Source organism: Cupriavidus sp. JZ107 (genome assembly GCF_053903255.1).
Genome location: NZ_CP096481.1, coordinates 3,317,460 through 3,339,062, shown reverse-complemented (window position 1 = coordinate 3,339,062; position 21,603 = coordinate 3,317,460). Strand labels below are relative to the sequence as shown.

Annotated in this window: 20 protein-coding genes; 9 read left to right on the top strand and 11 right to left on the bottom strand. The window is 66.8% G+C overall.

The genetic code is table 11. The features are described 5' to 3' along the window. Window positions 1-22 precede the first annotated feature (22 nt). Window positions 23-799, bottom strand: coding sequence for a septum site-determining protein MinC (gene minC, locus M1D55_RS24655; protein ID WP_064574821.1), 777 nt, complete (start codon window positions 797-799; stop codon window positions 23-25). Window positions 800-996: 197 nt separating this feature from the next. Between minC and M1D55_RS24650 the strand changes: the two genes are divergently transcribed. Together M1D55_RS24650 and M1D55_RS24645 are read left to right on the top strand one after the other, a co-directional pair. Further along, on the top strand, window positions 997-1,968 hold the full coding sequence (locus M1D55_RS24650; protein WP_023264438.1) for a magnesium and cobalt transport protein CorA: 972 nt from the start codon (window positions 997-999) through the stop codon (window positions 1,966-1,968). A 341-nt stretch (window positions 1,969-2,309) separates the two neighbouring features. Continuing rightward, window positions 2,310-3,248 (top strand): alpha/beta fold hydrolase, encoded by a 939-nt coding sequence (locus M1D55_RS24645; protein ID WP_456282058.1) that lies wholly within the window; start codon window positions 2,310-2,312, stop codon window positions 3,246-3,248. Between the two features lie 99 nt (window positions 3,249-3,347). On the opposite strand, the gene M1D55_RS24640 is transcribed toward M1D55_RS24645, so the two are convergent. The 6 genes from M1D55_RS24640 to M1D55_RS24615 form a co-directional block, all read right to left on the bottom strand. Beyond that, the gene (locus M1D55_RS24640) at window positions 3,348-4,850 is read right to left on the bottom strand and encodes a tripartite tricarboxylate transporter permease (RefSeq protein ID WP_023264436.1); all 1,503 of its coding nucleotides are present in this window, start codon (window positions 4,848-4,850) and stop codon (window positions 3,348-3,350) included. Between the two features lie 13 nt (window positions 4,851-4,863). After that, window positions 4,864-5,325, bottom strand: a complete 462-nt coding sequence (locus tag M1D55_RS24635) for a tripartite tricarboxylate transporter TctB family protein (protein WP_006578074.1) — start codon at window positions 5,323-5,325, stop codon at window positions 4,864-4,866. Between the two features lie 415 nt (window positions 5,326-5,740). Then, window positions 5,741-6,637, bottom strand: coding sequence for a 2-hydroxy-3-oxopropionate reductase (locus M1D55_RS24630; protein ID WP_456282057.1), 897 nt, complete (start codon window positions 6,635-6,637; stop codon window positions 5,741-5,743). 140 nt (window positions 6,638-6,777) lie between these two features. After that, window positions 6,778-7,197: a GNAT family acetyltransferase gene (locus M1D55_RS24625; RefSeq protein ID WP_006578076.1), complete on the bottom strand. Its 420-nt coding sequence runs from the start codon at window positions 7,195-7,197 to the stop codon at window positions 6,778-6,780. A 60-nt stretch (window positions 7,198-7,257) separates the two neighbouring features. Further along, entirely contained in the window at window positions 7,258-8,061 is an 804-nt protein-coding gene (locus M1D55_RS24620; RefSeq protein WP_456282056.1) for a thioesterase family protein, read from the bottom strand. Beyond that, complete coding sequence (locus M1D55_RS24615; RefSeq protein WP_064574825.1) at window positions 8,045-9,025, bottom strand: Rieske 2Fe-2S domain-containing protein; 981 nt, start codon at window positions 9,023-9,025, stop codon at window positions 8,045-8,047. The genes M1D55_RS24620 and M1D55_RS24615 overlap by 17 nt, the downstream gene beginning before the upstream one ends. Here M1D55_RS24615 and M1D55_RS24610 point away from each other — a divergent pair. The 4 genes from M1D55_RS24610 (at window position 9,010) to M1D55_RS24595 (ending at window position 13,618) form a co-directional block, all read left to right on the top strand. Beyond that, window positions 9,010-9,756 (top strand): TetR/AcrR family transcriptional regulator, encoded by a 747-nt coding sequence (locus M1D55_RS24610; protein WP_456282055.1) that lies wholly within the window; start codon window positions 9,010-9,012, stop codon window positions 9,754-9,756. The two genes, M1D55_RS24615 and M1D55_RS24610, sit on opposite strands and share 16 nt — an antisense overlap. Beyond that, a complete protein-coding gene (locus M1D55_RS24605) occupies window positions 9,753-11,432 on the top strand; it encodes an acyl-CoA dehydrogenase family protein (RefSeq protein WP_456282054.1) in 1,680 nt (559 codons plus the stop codon). The genes M1D55_RS24610 and M1D55_RS24605 overlap by 4 nt, the downstream gene beginning before the upstream one ends. Window positions 11,433-11,535: 103 nt before the next feature. After that, the gene (locus tag M1D55_RS24600; protein ID WP_064574829.1) at window positions 11,536-13,047 is read left to right on the top strand and encodes a class I adenylate-forming enzyme family protein; all 1,512 of its coding nucleotides are present in this window, start codon (window positions 11,536-11,538) and stop codon (window positions 13,045-13,047) included. Between the two features lie 151 nt (window positions 13,048-13,198). Continuing rightward, window positions 13,199-13,618, top strand: a complete 420-nt coding sequence (locus M1D55_RS24595; protein ID WP_006576053.1) for an FKBP-type peptidyl-prolyl cis-trans isomerase — start codon at window positions 13,199-13,201, stop codon at window positions 13,616-13,618. A 12-nt stretch (window positions 13,619-13,630) separates the two neighbouring features. Here M1D55_RS24595 and aac(3)-IV read toward each other — a convergent pair whose 3' ends face one another. Genes aac(3)-IV through M1D55_RS24580 form a run of 3 tightly spaced genes read right to left on the bottom strand, consistent with a single transcriptional unit; the run spans window position 13,631 to window position 15,256 of the window. Then, window positions 13,631-14,419 (bottom strand): AAC(3)-IV family aminoglycoside N-acetyltransferase, encoded by a 789-nt coding sequence (gene aac(3)-IV, locus M1D55_RS24590; protein WP_064574830.1) that lies wholly within the window; start codon window positions 14,417-14,419, stop codon window positions 13,631-13,633. 46 nt (window positions 14,420-14,465) lie between these two features. After that, entirely contained in the window at window positions 14,466-14,876 is a 411-nt protein-coding gene (locus tag M1D55_RS24585; protein ID WP_064574832.1) for a GNAT family N-acetyltransferase, read from the bottom strand. A 35-nt stretch (window positions 14,877-14,911) separates the two neighbouring features. Further along, window positions 14,912-15,256 carry a winged helix-turn-helix transcriptional regulator gene (locus M1D55_RS24580; RefSeq protein ID WP_456282053.1) on the bottom strand — a complete coding sequence of 115 codons (345 nt, stop codon included), beginning with the start codon at window positions 15,254-15,256 and terminating at the stop codon, window positions 14,912-14,914. A 134-nt stretch (window positions 15,257-15,390) separates the two neighbouring features. Here M1D55_RS24580 and M1D55_RS24575 point away from each other — a divergent pair, with 134 nt between their 5' ends. Then, on the top strand, window positions 15,391-16,281 hold the full coding sequence (locus M1D55_RS24575; RefSeq protein WP_456282052.1) for an NAD(P)-dependent oxidoreductase: 891 nt from the start codon (window positions 15,391-15,393) through the stop codon (window positions 16,279-16,281). 33 nt (window positions 16,282-16,314) lie between these two features. On the opposite strand, the gene M1D55_RS24570 is transcribed toward M1D55_RS24575, so the two are convergent. Beyond that, window positions 16,315-17,583, bottom strand: coding sequence for a serine hydrolase domain-containing protein (locus M1D55_RS24570; RefSeq protein ID WP_456282051.1), 1,269 nt, complete (start codon window positions 17,581-17,583; stop codon window positions 16,315-16,317). On the opposite strand from M1D55_RS24570, the gene M1D55_RS24565 reads away from it, so the two are divergent. Both M1D55_RS24565 and M1D55_RS24560 read left to right on the top strand, forming a co-directional pair. Further along, complete coding sequence (locus M1D55_RS24565; RefSeq protein ID WP_456282050.1) at window positions 17,545-19,344, top strand: saccharopine dehydrogenase NADP-binding domain-containing protein; 1,800 nt, start codon at window positions 17,545-17,547, stop codon at window positions 19,342-19,344. The two genes, M1D55_RS24570 and M1D55_RS24565, sit on opposite strands and share 39 nt — an antisense overlap. Window positions 19,345-19,637: 293 nt before the next feature. Beyond that, a complete protein-coding gene (locus tag M1D55_RS24560) occupies window positions 19,638-21,590 on the top strand; it encodes a putative Ig domain-containing protein (protein ID WP_232206853.1) in 1,953 nt (650 codons plus the stop codon). The last annotated feature ends 13 nt before the right edge of the window (window positions 21,591-21,603 follow it).

The following is a 21,603-nucleotide window of genomic DNA, read 5'->3' as shown; positions in this document are numbered from 1 at the left end:
ATGTTGCGGGACTCGGCCGGACTCACTTCATGCGAAGCGGCTCGAGAATCAGGGTTTCGTCGGCGAGCCGGACCTGCGCGGGTTTGCCCAGCACGTCGGGCGGCAGGGTCTGTTCGGCGGTCCGGTAGATGCCGGCGATCGAAATCAGTTCGGGTTCCAGGCAGGTGCAGAAGATGCGCGCGTCCGGATTGCCCTTGACGCCCGCCAGCGCACGGCCGCGCAGCGGGGCGTAAATATGGATATTGCCTTCGGCGATGACTTCCGCACCGAAGCTGACCACGTCCATGATCACCACGTCGCCGTGCGCGTAGATCTGCTGTCCCGAGCGTAGCGGCCTGTCGATCAGCATCGTCGTGGCGGCGCGCGGCGGTTCGGGTGCCGGAGCCGCGGCGGGGGCAGGAGCAGCAGCGGGCGCAGGGGCTTCGCTGGCCGCAGCGGCCGCCTCGGCGTCGCGCGCGGCGCCGGCGCGCCCGTTGCCGCGGCGGCTCTGGCTGTCCAGCATCGGCAGCCCGCAGGCCTGGGCCCAGTCGTGCTGCTCCTGGCGCGCCACCACGCCGATCGCGCGGGCCTTCAGCGTGGACAGCGTGTCGATCACGGCGCCCAGTTCCGGCCGCTGGCCGTCTTCCAGCGAGCGCAGGTCCAGCGCGATGACGTCGTTCGAGAAGAAATCGGGGGTTGCTTCGAAGCGCGACAGCAGATCGTCTCGCAGCGCCGAGGTATCCGCGGTATGGAGCGCAAGAAGGAGGGCGTCGACGTTGCCACTACGCAGCTCGAAGTGTGGCGATTTCTTCTGGGACATAGCCGGGTAAGCGTGGAAATATCGCATTCTAACTGCCTCTTCCCGGCGAACTGTAACAATTGTCGTTCAGGTGACCTGCACGGCGCGACGGTTCGCAGCGAGGGTGCGAGCCTCGGCGGGGCTGGCCGCGATATCGACCTTCGCTCTCCACCGCACCGCCGCTTGTTACGATTGCGCATCCTGACCGAGGAGCGTTCATGGGTGCGATCGTCAATTGCGTGGCCTACCGCGGCGGCAAGCGGCTTGGCGAGGTCCCGTTGGAGGACATCAGCGAGATACTGAAGACGCCGGGCACATTCGTCTGGCTGGGCCTGTACGAACCGGACCTGGCGCTGCTGCGGCAGGCGCAGCTCGAATTCGGCCTGCACGATCTGGCAGTCGAGGACGCCCTGAACGCCCATCAGCGTCCCAAGCTGGAGGCCTATGGCGACAGCGTCTTCATCGTGCTCAATACCGCGCAGCTGGTGGGCGACAGCGTCGAGATCGGCGAGACCCATCTGTTCGTCGGCCCCAATTACGTGGTGTCGGTACGCCATGGGGCCAGCAGCACGTACGCCCCCGTGCGCGAGCGCTGCGAGCACGAGCCGCACGCGCTGGCCAATGGGCCTGGTTACGTGCTGTACGCGCTGATGGATTTCGTGGTCGATCACTACATGCCGATCGTCAACCGGCTCGAGGACGCCTTCGAGGAACTGGAGCAGGGACTGTTCCGCGACCAGTTCGACCGCACCGCGATCGAACGGCTGTACCACATCAAGCGTCAGGTGCTGCGCCTGCGCAATGCGGTCTATCCGATCGAGGAGATGTGCGGGCAGCTGATCCGATTGCACGAGGAACTGGTGCCCAGGGACCTGCGGGCCTATTTCCGCGACGTCGAGGACCACGCCAGCCGGCTGCTGCGAACGCTCGACGTCGTGCGCGAAATGCTGACGACCGCGGTGCAGGTCAATCTGGCGCTGGTGACGGTGGGCCAGAACGAGGTGGTCAAGCGGCTGGCAGGCTGGGGCGCCATTCTGGCGATCCCGACCGTGGTGTTCAGCCTGTACGGCATGAACTTCGAATATATGCCGGAGCTGAAGCTGCCCTTCGCCTATCCGGCCGTGATCGCCGGCACCGCGCTGGCGTGCACGGCGCTCTGGCGCAAGCTGCATCGGGCGGGGTGGGTTTGAGGGCCCCAAAAAAACCGGCCACCACCTCCGGTGCCGGGGCGCGACATTGCGATGGTGGTGGCCGGGTCCGCGCAAGCTGCCCGTGTGGTGTACAACGCAGGGCATGTTAGGAGCGCCGCGCTCCAACGTTTCCGGGAACGGGCCGGGGCTTTTGCATTTGACTCGTGGCGGCTCAGGGCCGGGCTCAGGGGCCCCAGGGGCCACGCAAAAACTGCGCGCTTTGCACAATCGCGATGGCAGGGTGCGGGGGCGGAGCAGCGAACGGCAGGGGAGCGCGCGGCGTCCCGCGTCGGAATGCAACTTGCATCGTCGTCCGGAATCTTTTTTTCGGAGGGGCGACGATGAACGATCCGCACGATATGCCCGCGGTTTCGACCGCTTCGGCGACGGAAATCGCCGAGCGGCAGGATGCCGTGACGCACCGGACGCTGGACCTCGACGGCATGCGCATCTTCTACCGCGAAGCCGGTCGGCGGGACGCGCCCGCAGTGCTGCTGCCGCACGGCTACCCCTGCTCGTCCTACCAGTACCGCCGTTTGCTGCCCGCGCTGGCCGATCGCTGGCACGCCGTGGCGCCGGATTTTCCAGGATTCGGCTACAGCGATACGCCGGACTTCGGCGCATTCGGCTACGACTTCGATGCCTATGCGGCCTTTCTCGAGCGATTCGCCGACGCCCTCGGGCTGCGGCGGTATGCGCTGTATCTGCATGACTACGGTTCGCAGATTGGTCTGCGCCTCGCCATCCGGGCGCCCGAGCGGATCGCCGCGCTGATCGTCCAGAACGGCGACATCTACGAGGACCAGTTGGGCCCCAAGTACGAGACCATCCAGCGGTATTGGGCCGACCCGTCCCCGCCCAACCGCGCGCCGCTGGAGGCCGCGGCCAGCGAACACGGCTTTCGCGACGAGTTCATCGGCGAAATTCGCCCGGAACACGTGCCGCGCCTGTCGCCCGATCTATGGACACTGCACTGGCGCCTGATGGACACGCCGGTTCGGCGCGAGCTCGCCGTGCGGCTGATGGAAGGGCTGAAGGCGAATCTCGACTGGTTCCCGCGCTATCAGGCCTATCTGCGCGAACACCAGCCGCCCACGCTGATCCTGTGGGGCCCCCATGACGGCTATATGCCGGAGGCCGCCGGCCGTGCCTATCTGCGCGATCTGCCGCGGGCGGAACTGCATATGACCGACGGCGGCCACTGGCTGCTGGAGACGCATTTCGCGCAGGTATGCCCGCTGATCCGGGACTTTCTCGGCCGCGTGTGGACGGGCGCGTAGTCGCCTGCGTAGTCGCCTGCGTAGTCGCCCCCATTGCGACAGGCGGCTCCCTCTCCCGCCCGTGGGAGAGGGATGGGGAGAGGGGACACTGCGGCCTCGCTATTCCTCCTGGAACGCCTCCTCGCGCTTGGCCTTGACCGCCGGCAGCGCGACCACCGCCACCAGCGCGGCGGCCGCGACCAGCAGCCCCAACGACAGCGGCCGCTCGATGAACACATGGAAGTCGCCGCGCGACAGCAGCAGCGTGCGGCGGAAGTTCTCCTCCATCATCGGCCCCAGCACGAAGCCGAGCAGCAGCGGCGCGGGCTCGCAGCGCAGCTTCATGAAGATATAGCCGATCATCCCGCAGGCCGCCGCGACGAACACGTCGAACACGGTGTTGTTGACCGAATAGACGCCGATGCAGCAGAACGTCAGGATCGCCGGGTACAGGAAGCGGTACGGCACCTTCAGCAGCTTGACCCAGATCCCGATCAGCGGCAGGTTCAGGATCACCAGCGTCAGATTGCCGATCCACATCGAAGCGATCAGCCCCCAGAACAGCGAGGGGTTGCTGGTCATCACCTGCGGACCGGGCTGGATATTGTGGATCGTCATCGCGCCGACCATCAGCGCCATTACCGCGTTGGACGGGATGCCAAGCGTCAGCAGCGGAATGAACGAGGTCTGCGCCGCGGCGTTGTTGGCCGACTCGGGTCCGGCCACGCCTTCGATCGCGCCCTTGCCGAATTCGTGCGGATGCTTCGACGTCTTCTTTTCCAGCGAGTAGGCCGCGAACGACGACAGCGACGCGCCGCCGCCCGGCAGCACCCCGAGCGCCGAGCCGAGCGCGGTACCGCGCAGCACGGCCGGGATCATGCGCTTGAAGTCCTCCTTCGTCGGGAACAGGTTGGTCACGCGATCGGTGAAGGTCTCGCGCGATTCCCTCTGCTCCAGATTGACGATGATCTCGGCAAAGCCGAACAGGCCCATCGCCAGCCCGGTGATATTGATGCCGTCGGTCAGCTCCGGCACGTCGAACGAGAAGCGCGCCACGCCCGAATTGACGTCGGTGCCGATCAGGCCGATCAGCAGGCCCAGCACGATCATCGCGACGGCCTTGACCAGCGAGCCGGATGCCAGCACTACGGCGCCGATCAGGCCCAGCACCATCAACGAGAAATACTCGGCCGGCCCGAACTTGAATGCCAGTTCCGACAGCGGCGTCGCGAACGCGGCCAGGATCAGCGTGGCGACGCTGCCGGCAAAGAACGAGCCCAGGCCGGCCGTCGCCAGCGCGACCCCCGCGCGGCCCTTGCGGGCCATCTGGTAGCCGTCCAGCGTGGTCACCACCGACGACGATTCGCCGGGCAGATTGACGAGAATTGCGGTGGTCGAGCCGCCGTACTGCGCGCCGTAATAGATGCCTGCCAGCATGATCAGCGCCGCGACCGGAGGCAGCGTGTAGGTGATCGGCAGCAGCATCGCGATGGTCGCCAGCGGTCCCAGGCCGGGCAGCACGCCGATCAGCGTCCCCAGCACGCAGCCGAGCAGCGCATAGGCCAGGTTCTGCAGCGACAGCGCGGTCGAGAATCCCAGCGCCAGATGGTTGAGCAATTCCATTGCGTGGCCCTCCTCAAGCCGACAGGAAAGCCGGCCACACCGGCATTTGCAGATTGATGCCGTAGACGAAGGCAACCAGGCTGATGACCACCAGCACCGCGGCATTGAGCAGCGCGCCGCGCCAGGTGAATTCGTGGCTCGCCATCGACGCGATCAGCACCAGCAGGATCACCGACAGCACCATGCCGAGCGGCTTCAGCACCAGGCCGAACAGCACCACCGATCCGAGCACCCACAGCACGGTGCGCAGGTCCCAGCGTGCGAGCCGGTCGGATTCGCCAGTCGGCGACATCGCGCCGATCGCCACCACCGCGCCAAGCAGCGCCAGCACGATGCCGAGCCAGAACGGAAAGTAGCCGGGTCCCATGCGTGCCGCGGTGCCCATGGTGTAGCCGCGCGCAACCAGCGAAAAGCCGAGGCCGACGGCGATGAACATCAGTCCGGAAAAGAAATCGGTTTGTTTGCGTATTCGCATGATGGCGCCCGCAGGATTCGAAACGGTGAACGGAACAGCCATCCCCGCCTGTCTGGGCGCAGGCTTGTCGGGATGGCACTCGGGAATGTCGCGGCGCACGGGCATGCAATGCCGGCACGGCGACGGCAGGCGACCCTCGTCCTGGCAAGGGCGGCTGCTGGTCGGGGCTGGCGGACGTCCGGATGACAGACCGGGACCAGCGCCCTCGCGACGGTGCGGAACCGTCGATGGCTACGAACAATACATCATGGCATGATGTATTGGAACGCAAACAAGGGTAATTCCCGAGAAATTCACCGTGCTGGTGCGGTGCCGTGCATGCGGGTTTGGCCGGGGTCTGGCCAGGTTGGGTAGACTGGGGTTTGGCCCGATTGCATCGGGCCCTGGCGGCGGCGCGCCTTTTGCGATCGCTGCTTCAGGAGGCCGGCGTATCGCCGATCGTGAAGTCGGCCATGTGCTCCAGCGCACGGACCAGCCCGGAGTGGTCCCAGCCCTCGCCCCCTAGCGCTTCGCAGACATTGAACAACTGCTGGCACGACGCGGTGCCGGGCAGGCTCAGGCCAAGCGTGCGGGCCGTGGACAGCGCCAGGTTCAGGTCCTTCTGATGCAGCGCGATCCGAAAGCCTGGGTCGAAGGTGCGGCGGATCATCCGTTCGCCGTGCACTTCGAGAATGCGCGAGCTGGCAAAGCCGCCCATCAGCGCCTGCCGCACGCGGGCCGGGTCGGCGCCCGCCTTCGCGGCCAGTACCAGCGCTTCGCCCACCGCCTCGATCGTCAGCGCGACGATGACCTGGTTCGCGACCTTGGCGATCTGCCCGTCACCGACGCCGCCGACCAGCGTGATGTTCTTGCCCATCAGCTGCAGCAGCGGCAGTACGCGATCGAACGCGGCCTGCTTGCCGCCCGCCATGATCGACAGCGTGCCGGCCTTGGCGCCAACCTCGCCGCCCGATACCGGCGCATCGACATAGTCGCAGCCGAGCGCTTCGATGCGGCCGGCAAACTCGCGCGTGTCGATCGGCGAGATCGAGCTCATGTCGACCACGACCTTGCCGCTGGTCAGCCCCGCCGCGACGCCGTTGTCGCCGAACAGCACGCGCTCGACGTCGGGCGTGTCGGGCAGCATCAGGATGATGACGTCCGCCTGCCGCGCCACCTCGGCCGCGTTCGCGCACGATTGCGCACCGGCATCGCGCAGTCCCTGCGGCGCGCCGCTGCGGCTATGGACGTACAGCGTGTGTCCGCCTTCGAGTAGATGCCGTGCCATCGGGGCGCCCATCACGCCCAGGCCGATGAATCCGATATTGCTCATCTGTCTGCCTCTTCGATCGAGTCGGGAACCGCCGGGCACGTCGCCCATTGCGCGCTCGTGCGGGCGCCAGCGTCAACTGAACAAGCCGGGCGCGGCGTGTCGGGCCGGATGGCCAAGGACGGGCGTTGGGCGATCCGGGCTCAGTTGTCCGGGATCAGCCGCTTGCCGAGGCTGACGGTGGCATCGATGGTATAGCCCAGTTCGCGATAGAAGGCGAGCACGCCTTCGTTGTCCGTGCGGACCAGCAAGTTCAATTTCGGACAGCCGCGTTCGCGCAGCAGTCTTTCGGCCTCGGCCATCAACTGACGGCCATGGCCGCGCCCCTGGAAATCGCCATGGACGGCGAGGTAATAGATCCAGCCGCGATGGCCGTCATAGCCGACCATGGCGGTGGCCATCAGTCTGCGGTCGACCTCGCCGACGAGGAACAGCTCCGGCTGTTCGGCGAGCTTGCGCGCGATGTCGCGGTGCGGATCGTTCCAGGGACGCGTCAGCCCACAGTGCTTCCACAGGGATACCACGTCGGTTTCATCGGACTCGCGGAAGGTGCGTATCTGCATGGGCGCGCATCGGTCGTGGAGAAGCGCTCAGTGTAGCGCTGGCGCTTCACCGACGACCTTCTATCGCGCCTTGATCACCAGGCTCTGTTGCGCCACGCCGATCGCACCGGCCTCGTCGTACAGCGTCGAGGCAGTCAGCCCGATGCCGCTGGGCTGGGCCACCGTGACGGCGTCCACGCCGACCCATTCGCCGCGCGGCTGGCGGTGCAGCGAGACCGTCAGGTCCGCGTTCGCGAACACGAAGCGATCGAGCGGCAGCGCCCAGCTGATGCCGTTGCCGAAGTCGGCGGCCGCGACCGCGCGGGCGCTCGCCGGCGTGGGCCAGCCGTCGATCAGCGGCACCGCCAGGCGGAACCACGCGGCCGCGGGGCCGGGCTCGGCGACGCTGCCGGCCGCGACGCGGCTCTCCATCGCCGTGTAGTGAAACGAGGTCTGCTCGGCCATGCCCGGAATGCGGATCGGTTCGCTGCATTGGTCCGGCAGCGGCAGCGGGCACGCGCCAGCGGGGGGAAGCAGGTCCACCGCCCGCTCGCGCATGAACACCGCGACGCCGCGCACGACCGGCTTGTCCTGATGCATCAGGCTCAAGGCCACGCGCCGCACCGAGCCGCCCGGCTGGATCTCGTGCGTGACCTGCAGCGGTGCGATCGGTACCGGCCGCAGCAATTCCAGCGTCAGCCGCACCATCGACCATCCCGGCTCGCCGGCCATCGCCCGTTCGGCGATCGCGGCCAGCAGCCCGGCCGGTGCGCCGCCGTGCTGTGCATCGGGGCTCCACGGCCCGCGGGCCAGCGTCGACGGCAGGATGCTGTTGCCGACGTAGGCGAATACGCAGTGCGGGTCCTGATCATTCTGCGACGCCACAGGCCACCTCCCGGATCGGCATGGTTTCGACGGCAAACTGGCGCGCCCACTCGCGGAATTTCATTACCGGCCCATCGCCGCGCGCGAGGCTGGGACGAGGGCGGTGTGCCTTGTGGTTCCAGATCGGCACGTCCTGGCTGACCTGCCGGATCGCCTCGTTGACCAGCTCCAGGCTCATGTCCGGCGCCTCGATCCCCGACAGCCGGGCCATCAGGCTGAAGCGCAATTCCACCTCGTTGGCCTCGCGCGGCGTGATCGCGTCGACGAACAGGATCTCGGCCAGATCGCCGATCCGAAAGCGCACCGTGGCCAGATAAGGCCCATACAGCGTGGTCTGGATGTAGCCCCGTTGCACGCCGCGCGGCGTCTTGAACTGGTGGACGATATTGACGTCCAGCACCGGACCACGTGGTTCGAAGCGGTCGACCACCGCCAGGCTTTCCACCCCGTGCAGATAGTGGAAGTGCGTGCTGTCGACGATGTTCTCCTGGATCTCCTGCCAGACGGTTTGCACCTGCCAGGCATGGCGGTGATAGCGTGACCATTCGCCGTGGCCGTATTCCGGCAGCCGCGGGAATTCGTAGCTCGGCGGCCGGTCCTGCGGATGCCACCAGGCCAGGATCAGGCCATTGCATTCGACGGTCGGCCAGCGGCGCATGCCGCGCGATTGCAGCGAGGCGTCCGGGCTGTATGGAATGCGCGTGCATTCGCCCTGTCCGTCGTAGCGCCAGCCGTGGAACGGGCACTGGATCTCGTTGCCGACGACGCGGCCGCCATGGCCGAGATGCGCGCCGAGGTGGCGGCAGTAGGCGTCCATCAGGTGTGCCGTGCCATCGTGATCGCGCCACAGCACGAATTCCTGCCCGAAGGCCCGCACCGGACGCACATCGCCGCGCTTGAGCGCATCGCCGTACTCGACCTGGAACCAACCGAACGCATAGGGGCGAAGTGGCAGCCGATCCATTGCGCGTCTCCTTTCCGTCGAATTTTTTCCGAGTCTACAACCAGAAACTCAACCTTGCACGAAGAAATGAAAGCATAGATACTTCTTTCATGCCCTACCGTCGAACCCCCAAAGTCGAAGCTCGCCTGGCGGAAACCCGCGAGCGGATCATCAAGGCCGCGCTCAAGCTCGTGGCATGTGGCGGCTACGCCGCCGCCAACATTCCCGCGATCGCCGCCGAAGTCGAGATCTCGGCCGGCCTGATCTACCGCTACTTCGCCACCAAGGCCGATCTGTTCAACGAGGTGTTCAAGCGCGCGGCGCAGACCGAGATCGACGCCTGCGCCGCCGCGTTCGACACCGACGGCACCGTGCGGGAGCGGCTGGCCCGGGTGGTCGAGACGTTCGCGCGGCGAGCGCTGCGCGGGCGCCAGCTGGCCTGGGCGCTGCTGGCCGAGCCGGTCGATCCGCCGATCGATGTGGCGCGGATGCAGTTTCGCGAGCCCTATCGGGCAATCTTCGCCAGGCTGGTCCAGCAGGGCATCGAGGCGGGCGAGATTGCGCCGCAGCACCCCCATCTGGTCGGCACCGCGATCGTCGGCGCCATCGCCGAAACGCTGGTTGGACCGCTCAGCGCGCCGCATCCGGACGAAGAGGACGCCGATCTGGTGGCCAGCCTGGTCGCGTTCTGCGTGCATTCCCTTGGACCGCAGCCGAGCGCTGCCAACCCGTCAAGGAGAAGACGGCAATGAGTGACTTCCATCAGGCCCCGCCGAAACCCGGCAATCGCTTTCGTACCGATCCGACGCTGCGGCTGACGCTCGAGCGGCTGCTCCCGGCGGAGGTGTTCGCCGAGGCCAGCCCCTCGCTCGACCGCCTCGGCGAGCGCGCGGTCGCCGAACTGCTGCCGCTTGCCGATCAGGCCGAACGCAATCCGCCGCAGCATGTGCCCTACGACCCCTGGGGCCGGCGTGTCGACGAACTGCGTGTCGATCCGGCCTGGCTGCGGCTGGTGCAGATCGGCCAGGAGGAAGGCCTGGTGGCGCTGCCCTACGAAACGCCCTACGGGGAACATTCGCGCGTGGTGCAGGCCGGGCTGGTCAATCTGTACGACCCCGCCTGCGCGGTGGCCGACTGCCCGCTGGTGATGACCGACGGCGCCGCGCGGTTGCTGCTGCAGCACGATCCGAAGCTGGCGCAGCGCTATGTGCCGAAGCTGACCGCCCGGCACAACGCGTGGACGTCGGGACAATGGATGACGGAGAAGGAGGGCGGCTCGGACGTGGGCCGCAGTTCGACCACGGCGCGCCGATCGAGCGACGGCACGTGGTTGCTGAACGGCACCAAGTGGTTCACGTCCGCCACCACCGGGCAGATGGCGCTGGCGCTGGCGCGGCCCGAGGGCGCGCAGCCCGGCAGCCGTGGCCTGTCGCTGTTCCTGATCGAGTTGCGCCGTCCGGACGGCAGCTGGAACGGTATCGAGGTCCGGCGGCTGAAGGACAAGCTGGGCACGCGCGCGCTGCCGACCGCCGAGCTGGACCTGAAGGACGCCATCGCGGTACCGGTCGGCGAGATCGGGCAGGGCGTCGGCAAGATGGCGGGCCTGCTCAATATCGCGCGGCTGTGGGCCTCGTGGGGCGGCCCGGCCGGTGTCGGCCACCTGCTGGATCTCGCTCGCGACTATGCAGGCAAGCGCGAAGTCTTCGGCAAGCCGCTGGCGCAGCAGCCGATGCATCGCGCGTGGCTGGCGCGCATCGCCGCCGAGTACGAGGCGATGCTTGCGCTCAATTTCCAGACCGCGGCGCTGATCGGTGCGGCCGAACACGGCGCCGACGGCACGCTGTCGCGCCTGATGGCGCCGCTGACCAAGCTGGCCTGCGCGCGCCAGGCGGTCTGGGCCGGCAGCGAGCTGCTCGAGAGCTTCGGCGGCGCCGGCTACATCGAGGACACCGGTCTGCCGCGGCTCTTCCGCAACCTGCATGTGCATTGCATCTGGGAAGGCACGACTTCTGTACTGGCGCACGACGTGTTGCGCGCGCTGCGCGCTTCCGAACATGGCGAGGCCTGGATCGAGGACGTGGTGCGGCGGCTGCGCGGGCTGTCGCTCGACGCGACGCGCGGTCTGCGCCAGCGGATCGAGAACGCGCTCGACACGCTGATTCCGATGATCAACGCTCCGGACGAAGAGCAAGGCAGGCGCCTGGCATGGGGCATGGCGCGCACCTACCAGGCCGTGCTGCTGGCCGAGGCGGCGCAATGGCGTCTGCGCGTCAAGCGCGATGCGTCTGGGCTAGCCGCAGCCGAGCTGTTCTGCGCCGATGGACTGGTGCCGGCGATGGTACCGATGATGGCCTCGACGGCCGCCGGCATCGACATCGCCGCCGCAGCCGATGCGCTGGCGATGGGAAGCGCGCCTCCGAACGCATGATCGCGTCGGGCCGAATGGATTCCCCGGGGAGGAACTGGCAAGGCATGCAGTAGACGACGACAGGCAAACGGCCAACCAAAAAACCGGCCAAGGAGGAGACACCATGTGGACGATCAATGAGGCGCTCGACAGCGTCGCCCGGCAGCGCAGCTCGGATATCGCCATCGTCGATGGCGCGCAGCGTATCCGCTACGACGAGCTGCGACGTCGCGTCAAATACACCGCCGCGTGGCTGCAGGCGCAAGGCATCGGCAAGGGCGACAAGGTCGCGCTGCAGGGACGCAATTCGGCCGCATGGGTGATCGCCTACTATGCGATCCTCGATATCGGTGGCGTCGCCGTACCGGTCAATCACAAGCTCGCCGCGCCCGAGACCGCCTATATCCTCGCGCACAGCGAAAGCCGGCTGTGGCTGGTCGACGCGGACCTGCATCGCCAGCTCGATGGCGCGCCGCCGGCGTTTGCGTTGTCCGCCGTCGGCAACGAGCAGGCGGGACTCCCGCCGATCGCCCCGGAGGGAGAGCAGCATGACTATCGGCCGGTCGATGTCGACGACGACGATCTGGCCGAGCTGCTGTACACGTCCGGCACGACCGGCAAGCCCAAGGGCTGCATGCACTCGCATGCGAACGTGATTCTCGCCGGCACCGGCTCGAGCCTGGTCTACGGCCTTGGGCCGTCCGATCGCGTGCTGCTGGCAATGCCGATCTGGCACAGCTTTCCACTGAACAATCTGCTGGTCGGCAGCCTGTTTGTCGGCGCCACCGCGGTGCTGCTGCCGGAATATCACCCCGTGAGGTTTCTCGAGACCGTGCAGCAGGAACGCTGCACGCTGTTCTTCGGCGCGCCGATCGCCTACCTGATGGCGATGAAGATGGCGCCGGATTTTGCCAGTTACGATCTGTCGAGCGTGCGCGCGTGGCTGTACGGTGGCGGCCCGATCGATTCGGGCACCGCGCGCATGCTGGCCGAACGCTACCGCTCCGAGCGCTTCTATCAGGTGTTCGGCATGACCGAGACCGGTCCCACCGGAACCGCACTGCTGCCCGAGGAGCAGGTGGTCAAGGCCGGTTCGATCGGTCGCCATGCGGTCAGCGGCTGCACCGTCAAGGTCATGCGCGACGATCGGCACGAAGCCGGTCCCGGCGAGGTTGGCGAAATCTGGATGCGTTGCCAGTCGATGATGCTGGGCTACTACCGCGATCCCGCCGCGACTGCCGCGGCGTTTCACGAGGGCTGGTATCGCACCGGCGATCTGGTGCGGATCGACGAGGACGGCTATCTGTTCATCGTCGACCGCGTCAAGGACATGATCGTCACCGGCGGCGAGAACGTCTATTCCAAGGAGGTGGAAGACGTGCTGGCCGGCCATCCGGCGATCTCGGAAGTGGCGGTGGTCGGCATGCCGCATCCCGAGTGGGGCGAGAGCGTGGCGGCCGTGGTGGTGGCCAGGGCCGATGCCAGCGTCGACGTCGAGGACATCCAGGCCTTCTGTGCCGAGCGGCTGGCGAAGTACAAGGTGCCGCGACAGGTGCGCGTCGTCGAAGCGATGCCGCGCACGCCGACGGGCAAGGTGATGAAGTACCAGTTGCGCGAGCGGCTGCGGGCGCTTTGATCAGCGGTTTCAGGGGGAGCGGGTGAAGGCGGGCGGTCTGTCGGTGGTCGCTGGCGTTGCTTGCGGTGAGGCGCGGCACGGGCGCTGCGGACCGTCCCGGTCTTCAATCGGTTTATCCTTGTGCCTTTCCTTGACTCGACGGATGACCGCAATGACCCGACTCCCGCTGCTCGCTTCCCTTGCTTCGCTGGTTTCCATCGGCGCGCTGGCGCTTTCCGCCCATGCCGCCGAACCGGCCCAGACCCTGCCGTCGGGCGTCTCGATCCAGCACCTGACCAAGGGCAACGGCGCATCGCCCAAGGCTACCGATACCGTCAAGGTGCACTACCGCGGCACGCTGACCGACGGCACCGAGTTCGACAGCTCGTACAAGCGCGGACAGCCGATCTCGTTCCCGCTCAATCGCGTGATCCCGTGCTGGACCGAGGGCGTGCAGAAGATGCAGGTCGGCGGCAAGGCCAAGCTGGTTTGCCCGGGCAGCACCGCGTATGGATCGCGCGGCGTGCCGGGGACGATTCCGCCGAATGCGACGCTGAACTTCGAGGTGGAACTGCTCGGCATTGGAGGCTGAACGCACAGGAGGCTATGCTGTCCTGATCGATCGCCGTGCGGCGTCGCATTCCTCGCAGCCGGTCTCGGGCGGATGCAGGAAGATCAGCGGATCGCGAGCCAATTGCTGTAGCACGATATCGACGACGTCCCGCGCCCGCATCAGGCGGGCGCTGGCATTGCCGACGGGGCCTTCACGCTGAAGGCCTTTTTCCTTGAGCCATCCATCCGCCAGATCGAAGCGCTCGCAGCAGTGATCGTTCTCGAGATAGTCGATCCGGACCGGCTGGCCGTCCCGCAGCACCGTGCAGTGATGCGGCACGCCGTAAGGCACGCCGCCCATCAGTTCGGCCAGATGAATCGTGGTGTTGGCGTCGTGGCCCACGCCGAGCAGCAGCACCTGTCCATCGAGCTCGTGCACACGGCCGGCCGGACTGGCTGCGATGTGGGGCGGCAACGGCAAGGCATCCGCGGTGATTCGGCGCGCCTGTGGTCCCGCCGCTGCGAAGGCGAACGGATGCTCGCTGCGGATGACACCCGGCTGGCGCCAGAAGGTGTCGGCGACGATGCCGAGGTCTCGCGAGGCCGGTGTCGTCGCCGGATCGAACGGGACATCGTCGTCCTCGGTCCAGGAAGGCATCACCAGCGTGCCAGTGGAGCCGATCGCGGCGCGCAGTGCTTCGATCAGGCCTGGCGGTCCGCCTTCGACCGGCCGGACATGACGAAACGAACAATGGACCAGCAGCGCCGCGCCCGGCGCGATACCAAGCGTGCGCAATTGCTGAACCATCTCGGCCCGGGTCCATTCGCGTTGTCCGGCCATCGCATCCTCTTTCGGTCAGAGCGTTTCCGCTTCGGCGAGCGGGTCGCTACCGTTGCGCTGGCGTTGCCAGCCGCATATGGAGTAGCGGGAACGGCCGGCCCTGTCCATCGAGCGGCGACCGGTCGAAGACGCTGAAACCCATTCGCCGATAGAAACCGGTCGCGGCTGGATTCTGCTCGTTGACGTCCACCAGCGTGGCTCCCATTCTCGTCACGGCGTATTGCAGCAGCGCCTTGCCGATGCCGTGCCCTTGCCACTGGGGCGCGACGAACAGCATCTCGATCTTTCCGTGTGCAACGCCGACAAAGCCTTGTATTTCGCCGTTGTCGCCGCTGTATACCCTTGAATCGACCAATGCAAGATATTCGTTGAGAACGAGCGGCCGCAATTCATCGATATCGGCGCCGGTGAGGAAATGATGGGTCGCCCGCACTGAAGCTTCCCACACATCGGTCATGGCCCCGAATTCCGATCGGGATGGCGTCCTGATGGTCACGTTGATTTCCCGCTGTTTTTTTCTCTGGCCGCCGCGTATTTCTGCCCCCACTCGGCCACCGGCCCCAGGGCGCGATTCAATTCCCGACCGGCCGGCGTCAGCGAGTATTCCACACGCGGCGGCACCTCGTGAAACACCTCGCGGCGCACGATGCCATCTGCCTCCATCTCGCGTAATTGCTGGATCAGCATCTTCTCGGTGATGCCATCGAGCAGCCGGCGAAGTTCGCCGGTCCGCAACGGTTTGGCATGCAGCTCATACAGGATCAGCGCCTTCCACTTGCCGCCGATCACTTCGAAGGCGGGCCCGATGCCGCAGTTATAGGGTTGGCTGCGTTTCATGGATTCGATGTTCCTTGCCGCGGCGAATCGCTGTTACTTACCAGAAGGATAGTACCTGTCATTTTGGTGCGTACTTGACCATATAAACCGTACGTTCCCATACTGGCTGCACCTTGTCATCTGCGGGAGCAAACATGAAAACGGTAGCGGTAATCGGTCTGGGACAAATGGGAACGACGTTGGCCCGGCTGTTCATCGAGGCAGGCATGCAGGTGCGCGTGTGGAACCGCACGCGATCGAAAGCCGAACCACTGGCGAGCCGTGGCGCCATCGTCGCCGCCACCGCCGCGGCGGCGATGGCCGACGCCGAGGCTGTCGTCATCTGCGTGCACGACTATCGCGCGACCCGTGACATCCTGTCGGACGTCGCGGTGAAGTCTGCACTCAAAGGCAAGCTGCTGCTGCAATTGACCACCGGCAGCCCGCAGGACGCACGCGACATGGCCGCGTTGGCCGCCCGGATCGGCGCCGGCTATCTCGACGGCGCGCTTCAGGTCGCCCCCGAGCAAATGGGACAGCCGGACACCACCGTGCTGGTGTCGGGCAGCGGCGAGGACCATGCGCTGGCGCGCGAACTGCTCGCCGTGCTGGGCGGCAATGTGGTCTATCTCGGCGAGGACGTGGCCGCCGCGGCCACCATGGACCTGGCGACGCTGTCGTACGTCTATGGCGCGTCGATGGGCTTCTTTCAGGGCGCCGCGCTGGCGCAGGCCGAAGGGCTGGATGTCGGCGTGTACGGCGGCATTGTCGAAGCGATGTCGCCCTCGTTCGGCGCATTCCTGCGTCATGAGGGCAATGTCATCGACAGCGGCGATTACGCCGTGTCGCAAAGCCCGCTGTCGATCTCGATCGATGCCACCGGCCGCATCGAGCAGGCGATGCGGCAGAAGGGGCTGCGGAGCGAACTGCCCTCACTGATCGCCCGGCTGCTGCGGGACGCGGAAGAGGCGGGATACGGCAACGAGGAGTTCGCGGCCGTCGCAAAAATACTGAGGGGCGCCGCGGAACCGGCGCCGGTTCGCTAAGCCGCCGGCGTTGCGAGGGTGGCCGCCACCGATCTACCGACCGACCGCGCGATGGATCGCCAGTGCCGCCGCGACCATGGCTTCGGATGACTCGAGCACGCGTGCCGGATCGTCGCGCTTGCGCAGGCCCGCGGCGCTGGTCGCGCGCGCAGCGCCATCCGGGCTGGCAGAAAACTTCACCACCGTCAGCCCTTTGGCCGGATTGATATAGATCTTCTGCCCAAAACGACCGCTGGCCTCGACGCTGCCGTCGCCGTCGTTGCGCTGAAACCAGTAGTGGCGATAGCCATACCCGTCGCGGCCGGGCGTAATGTTGCCGCGTGCGAAGCGCGCCTGATTGGTGGCCGGCTTCAGCGCAATCCGGACTGCCGCCGGTGAAATGCCAGCCGATCCATCGCCCGCCGCCGCGCGGCGTACCGCCTCGGCAAAGCGGGCGGCGTCGCGCAGCGTCGAGTTCATGCCGCCGCTGGCCATTTCCGTAGTCAGGCGGTCGACCTGTACATAGGCATCGTCGTCGGCAAAGCGCGACCAGATCATCTCGCTGACCAGCTGCGACCAGCTCTTGCCGGTAATCCGGCGCAGCGCCCATGCCACCGCTTCCGGCGAACCGTTCTGGTAGTACCAGACGCCGCCATCCGCACTGCTGTCGGGACGGCCAGTCGCATGCACGACCTTGAGGAAGTCGTAGATGGTATCGGGCGCATCGGGCTTGCGCGGCACGATGCCGACCGCGCCGAACAGCCCCAGGTCCGGCGGCAGCCCTTCGGGGTAGCCAACCGGCACCTCCATGTCGAGGTTCTGCTGCACCGTCGCCTCGCCGAACGGATTGCCGGCGAGCTCCGGTACGTACTGCGCGAGCCGGGCCTGCGGATCGAGCTTGCCCTGTTCGATCAGCATGGCCGCCAGCAGCCCCGTCACCGATTTCGTCATCGACGCCCAGATGTGCGGCTGGTACGGACCGAAGCCGGCAAGGTAGCGCTCGTAGACGATCCTGCCCTGGTGCAGAACGATAAAGCCGTCGGTATGCGTGTCGCGCAGGTAGTCGGCAAGCGAGATGGTCTTGTCTCCCACCGTGAACGTGGCGCCGTCCAGCTCGGCGCCCGGCTGGCCATCCAGCGCCAGCGGTCGATCGGCATGGCGAATGCCGGCGGTCGCCGACATTTCTCGCGCATGCCGAAACGCCCAGCGCATATACGGCGGGCGCAGACCGCTGCCGCGGCTGAGCTGCCGCTCCGCAGAAGGCGGGAAGCCCTGCATGACTTCATGCTCGGCAACCGGGGAAGTCGGGCGATCGTCCCGCACCTGGGATACGGCTGGCGACGCCACGATCAGCGCGACGGCAAAGCAAGGCCAATGGCGTCGAATGGCGGTCGCGAGCGTTGGCGATCGAGTTGGCATGCTGTCTCCGTTCTTCTGATGCGGCGCGGTGAGGTGGCAGCGCCGCCGTGTGTGCATGGTGCGAGCGGCGCGATACCGCTCGGCGGCTTATCTTGCGTGGGCTGCGGCAGGACAACAATGATGTGCCGGGAATATGGGCATAACCCGTCGGAATGGCGCTCGATGCAGCGCCGGCGAAGACCCGTTGGCAGCGGGCGGCACGTGGGGATACCATGGCCTGCGGCACTCCGCTGTGGCGCGCCGTTCAACACGCGAACCGGGCCGCATCGCCGTTGCCGGACAGAAGGGGTCAACGTGATCGACCACATCGTCATCGTCGGCTTTGGCTGTATCGGCCAGGCCGTGCTGCCGCTGCTGCAGCGAACCTGGCCACGGGCCGCCATCACCGTAGTGGATCGCTCGTTCGACGATTGCCGTCGTCATCTCGTGGCGGCGCACGGCCTGCAGGCGGTGGAGGCTGGCATCACCGCGGACACGTTCGCGTCGGTCCTTGCTCCGCTGTTGCGTGACGGGACCTTTCTGCTTGGCGTGGCGCCGTCCGTCTGCAGCCGCGATCTGATCGCCCTGGCCCAGTCCCACGGTGCCTTCTATATCGATGCCGGCATCGAGCCCTGGGACTATGCCGGCGATGCGAACGCCGCGCAACTGAGCAACTACGCGCTTCGCGAACAAATGCTGGCGTTCGCTCGCGGCCGCGAGACGATGCCCACGGCGCTGGTCGCGCATGGCGCCAATCCGGGCATGGTCTCGGTGCTGGCCAAGGCCGCGTTGATCGAGCTGGCCCGCCATGCCGGCCTCCAGCAGGCCGGGCCGCAGCATCGCGGGGACTGGGCGGCGCTGGCACGCCGCCTCGATCTACGCGTGATCCAGATCAGCGAATACGACAGCCAGCAAGCGCCCGGCTTCCCGCGCGAAGGCGAGTTCGCCAACACCTGGTCCGCCGAGGGCTTCATCACCGAATGCCTGCAGGATGCCGAACTCGGCTGGGGCACGCACGAACCGGCGCTGCCTCCCGGCGGCTACCGCCATAGCGATGGTTGCGGTGCCGCGATCGCGATCCATCGGCCCGGACATCGGACACGGGTGCGCTCATGGTCGCCGTCGCACGGACCGTTCGACGCCTACCTGATCACGCACAACGAAGCGATCTCGATCGCCGCCTATCTCACCGACGATGCCGACGAACCTGCCGGCCTGCCGCCGTATCGTCCCACCGTCTACTACGCCTATCGCCCGACAGACGCCACGCTGGCCTCGATGCAATGGCTCGACGAGCGCGCCGCGCCGCGCGTACGCGGCGAACGCATCCTGCGCGACGAGATCGTCGGCGGGGAGGACGAGCTCGGCGTGCTGCTGCTCAGCGGCCGGCACGGTGGCATCTGGTACGGGTCGCACTTGAGCATCGAGCGGGCGCGCTCGCTGGCGCCGTACAACTCGGCGACCAGCCTGCAGGTCGCATCCAGCCTGGTGGCCGGGATGCGATGGGTACTGTCGAATCCGCGGCGCGGCGTGGTGGAATCGGATGCGGTGGACTACGGCCCGGTGCTGGCCGATGCCGCGCCGTGGTGGGCGCCGCTGGGCGGCCATTTCACCGATTGGCGGCCGAAGCGCGGAGCGACGTCCTTGGCGATTGGCGAATTCCTGCTCGACGCGCCAGCCGCCTGATAGCGCCGGCGGACTGGATTTTCCATCTCTTCCACCACAATCCATTTGGCGCCGCTGGAAAAAGATCCTTCGCCAAACCATGGGAAATTCAGCGGCATTTGGCGTTAATCACCCCGTGCATTACCTGGTGTATATTTCGCCGATTCCCGAACCATCGCCAATTTGCCGGGTTGTTTTTGCATTTTCGACCCGTATCGAATGCGATTGCCGCGACGGCTGCGTATCGGCATGCAAGGTAATACCGTTGCCATTCGGGAGCGCGCCGTAAATCAACGGAACTGGAACCGGGAAAAATGACAACACTCTTTCGCCATGCCGCAATTCGCCCGCGGCGCCAACTGCAGCGGCCGGGCCAATGGTTGTTGCTGCTGATGTGCCTGTGCTTGCTGTCACTGCTATCCGCGTGCGGCGGCGACGATGACGGCGACAAGCAGGCGCCCTCGCCAACCCCGACGCTGCAGGCGCCGGCAGGCCTCAGTTACGGCATGTCGTCGGTGGTCTACGAACTCGGCAAGCCTATCGTGCCAAATCGTCCCAGCGCGAGCGGGGGTGCGGTGGAGCGCTACAGCATCGCACCGGCATTGCCCGCGGGCCTGTTGCTCGATGCGGTCACCGGCGTCATTTCGGGGACGCCCACGACGGTAGTCCCGTCGACGGTCCATGTCGTCACGGCGGAAAACGGCGCCGGCAGCGCGACCACCCGCGTGCAGATTGAAGTGCGCAACGCGGCAGTGGCCCCAAGCCAATTGGCTTACCGCGAGTCCGCGGTCGTCTATACCGTGGGCGAGCCGATTGTCGCGAACGGCCCCGGCAACGGTGGCGGACCGATCGATGCGTACACCATTACGCCGGCGCTGCCGGCCGGCCTCGCATTCGATACGCAGACGGGCGTGATCAGCGGCACGCCAACTGTTGCCGCGGCCGAAGCCACCTATACCGTGACGGGCCGCAATGCGGCGGGGCAGACAACAACCACGCTGCGCATCGCGGTGGAAGCCGCGGTGGTGGCGCCCACTGGGCTGGCCTACGTCCAGCCTTCCGTGCTGTACGTCGCGGGCGAAGCGATCGTTCCGAACACACCGGTCGTGACCGGCGGCGCCGCGGCCAGCTTTTCGGTGAGCCCCGCGCTGCCCGCAGGCCTGAGCCTGAACATCCAGACCGGCGTGATCGCGGGAACGCCCACGGCGATTCAACTGCAGAAGGTCTACACGGTTACCGCTACGAACAAGGCAGGCAGTACGTCGGCCCAGGTCCGCATTGCGGTGACCGGACGCGGCAGCTGGGCGCAGGTCGCCTCGCTGCCCGGCCCGATGCATTACATGACGGGAACCACGTTGAACAGCGGCAAGGTTCTGGTGGCAGGCGGTTATCTGGCATCGGCACCGAGCGCGTCTGCTTTTCTCTACGATCCGGCCACGAACGCCTGGGCGGCCACGGCAAGCATGGCGACTTCCCGGGTCGAAGCCACGGCGACTCGTCTCAATGACGGCAAGGTCTTGGTTGCCGGAGGCGGCAGCGCTACCGCGGAGGTCTACGATCCTGCCACCGGTACCTGGCAGGCAACCGGCAGCATGTCGGAGGCCCGCTCCAGGCACACGGCAACGCTGCTGCCTGACGGCAAGGTTCTGGTCATCGGCGGCAACCTCGCTAGCGGCCGCAGTTCGACGGCCGAGCGGTACGATCCGGCTACCAACGCCTGGACGCCGATGACGACGGCCCTAGGCTCTCCCCGCGGTCAGCATGCCGCGACGCTGCTCCCCGGGGGCGCCGCAATCCTGCTGGTCGGTGGCATTGGCACGATGGGTTTCAACGTGACCGCCGAGCTCTTTCCGGTAGACGATAGTGGGACGATCACGCCGGTGCCGTACCCGGGCGGGGGCAGTAACGTCGCGCAATCCGAGTTACTGGGCAACGGCAAGGTGCTCGTGACCGGCATGGGTAACACGGGCTGGCTTTACGACCCTGTTGCCTCGACCTGGACATCGAGCGTCATGAATGCGGCGCGGACACTGCCTGCGATGGCACTCCTGCCTGATGGCCGCGTCCTGGTGGCCGGTGGATCGAACACGGGGACGCTGGCGAGCGCGGAGATCTATAACCCGGACACCAACGTCTGGACCGTGGCGGCGTCGATGTCGGTGGCGCGCCGCGCCCCGGTGGCGACGGTGCTTTCCGATGGGACCGTGTTGGCCATTGGCGGGGCGAATTCGTCCAACGTCGACGCGGTGGAGCGGTTTTCGCCATAGTCGAACGGCCGGG

Bases quoted from the DNA above. Each gene is read 5' to 3' on its own strand.
- minC (WP_064574821.1), bottom strand. From the start codon at position 799: ATGTCCCAGAAGAAATCGCCACACTTCGAGCTGCGTAGTGGCAACGTC.
- M1D55_RS24650 (WP_023264438.1), top strand. From the start codon at position 997: ATGGGTGCGATCGTCAATTGCGTGGCCTACCGCGGCGGCAAGCGGCTT.
- M1D55_RS24645 (WP_456282058.1), top strand. From the start codon at position 2,310: ATGAACGATCCGCACGATATGCCCGCGGTTTCGACCGCTTCGGCGACG.
- M1D55_RS24640 (WP_023264436.1), bottom strand. From the start codon at position 4,850: ATGGAATTGCTCAACCATCTGGCGCTGGGATTCTCGACCGCGCTGTCG.
- M1D55_RS24635 (WP_006578074.1), bottom strand. From the start codon at position 5,325: ATGCGAATACGCAAACAAACCGATTTCTTTTCCGGACTGATGTTCATC.
- M1D55_RS24630 (WP_456282057.1), bottom strand. From the start codon at position 6,637: ATGAGCAATATCGGATTCATCGGCCTGGGCGTGATGGGCGCCCCGATG.
- M1D55_RS24625 (WP_006578076.1), bottom strand. From the start codon at position 7,197: ATGCAGATACGCACCTTCCGCGAGTCCGATGAAACCGACGTGGTATCC.
- M1D55_RS24615 (WP_064574825.1), bottom strand. From the start codon at position 9,025: ATGGATCGGCTGCCACTTCGCCCCTATGCGTTCGGTTGGTTCCAGGTC.
- M1D55_RS24605 (WP_456282054.1), top strand. From the start codon at position 9,753: ATGAGTGACTTCCATCAGGCCCCGCCGAAACCCGGCAATCGCTTTCGT.
- M1D55_RS24600 (WP_064574829.1), top strand. From the start codon at position 11,536: ATGTGGACGATCAATGAGGCGCTCGACAGCGTCGCCCGGCAGCGCAGC.
- M1D55_RS24595 (WP_006576053.1), top strand. From the start codon at position 13,199: ATGACCCGACTCCCGCTGCTCGCTTCCCTTGCTTCGCTGGTTTCCATC.
- M1D55_RS24585 (WP_064574832.1), bottom strand. From the start codon at position 14,876: ATGACCGATGTGTGGGAAGCTTCAGTGCGGGCGACCCATCATTTCCTC.
- M1D55_RS24580 (WP_456282053.1), bottom strand. From the start codon at position 15,256: ATGAAACGCAGCCAACCCTATAACTGCGGCATCGGGCCCGCCTTCGAA.
- M1D55_RS24575 (WP_456282052.1), top strand. From the start codon at position 15,391: ATGAAAACGGTAGCGGTAATCGGTCTGGGACAAATGGGAACGACGTTG.
- M1D55_RS24565 (WP_456282050.1), top strand. From the start codon at position 17,545: ATGCTCGGCAACCGGGGAAGTCGGGCGATCGTCCCGCACCTGGGATAC.
- M1D55_RS24560 (WP_232206853.1), top strand. From the start codon at position 19,638: ATGACAACACTCTTTCGCCATGCCGCAATTCGCCCGCGGCGCCAACTG.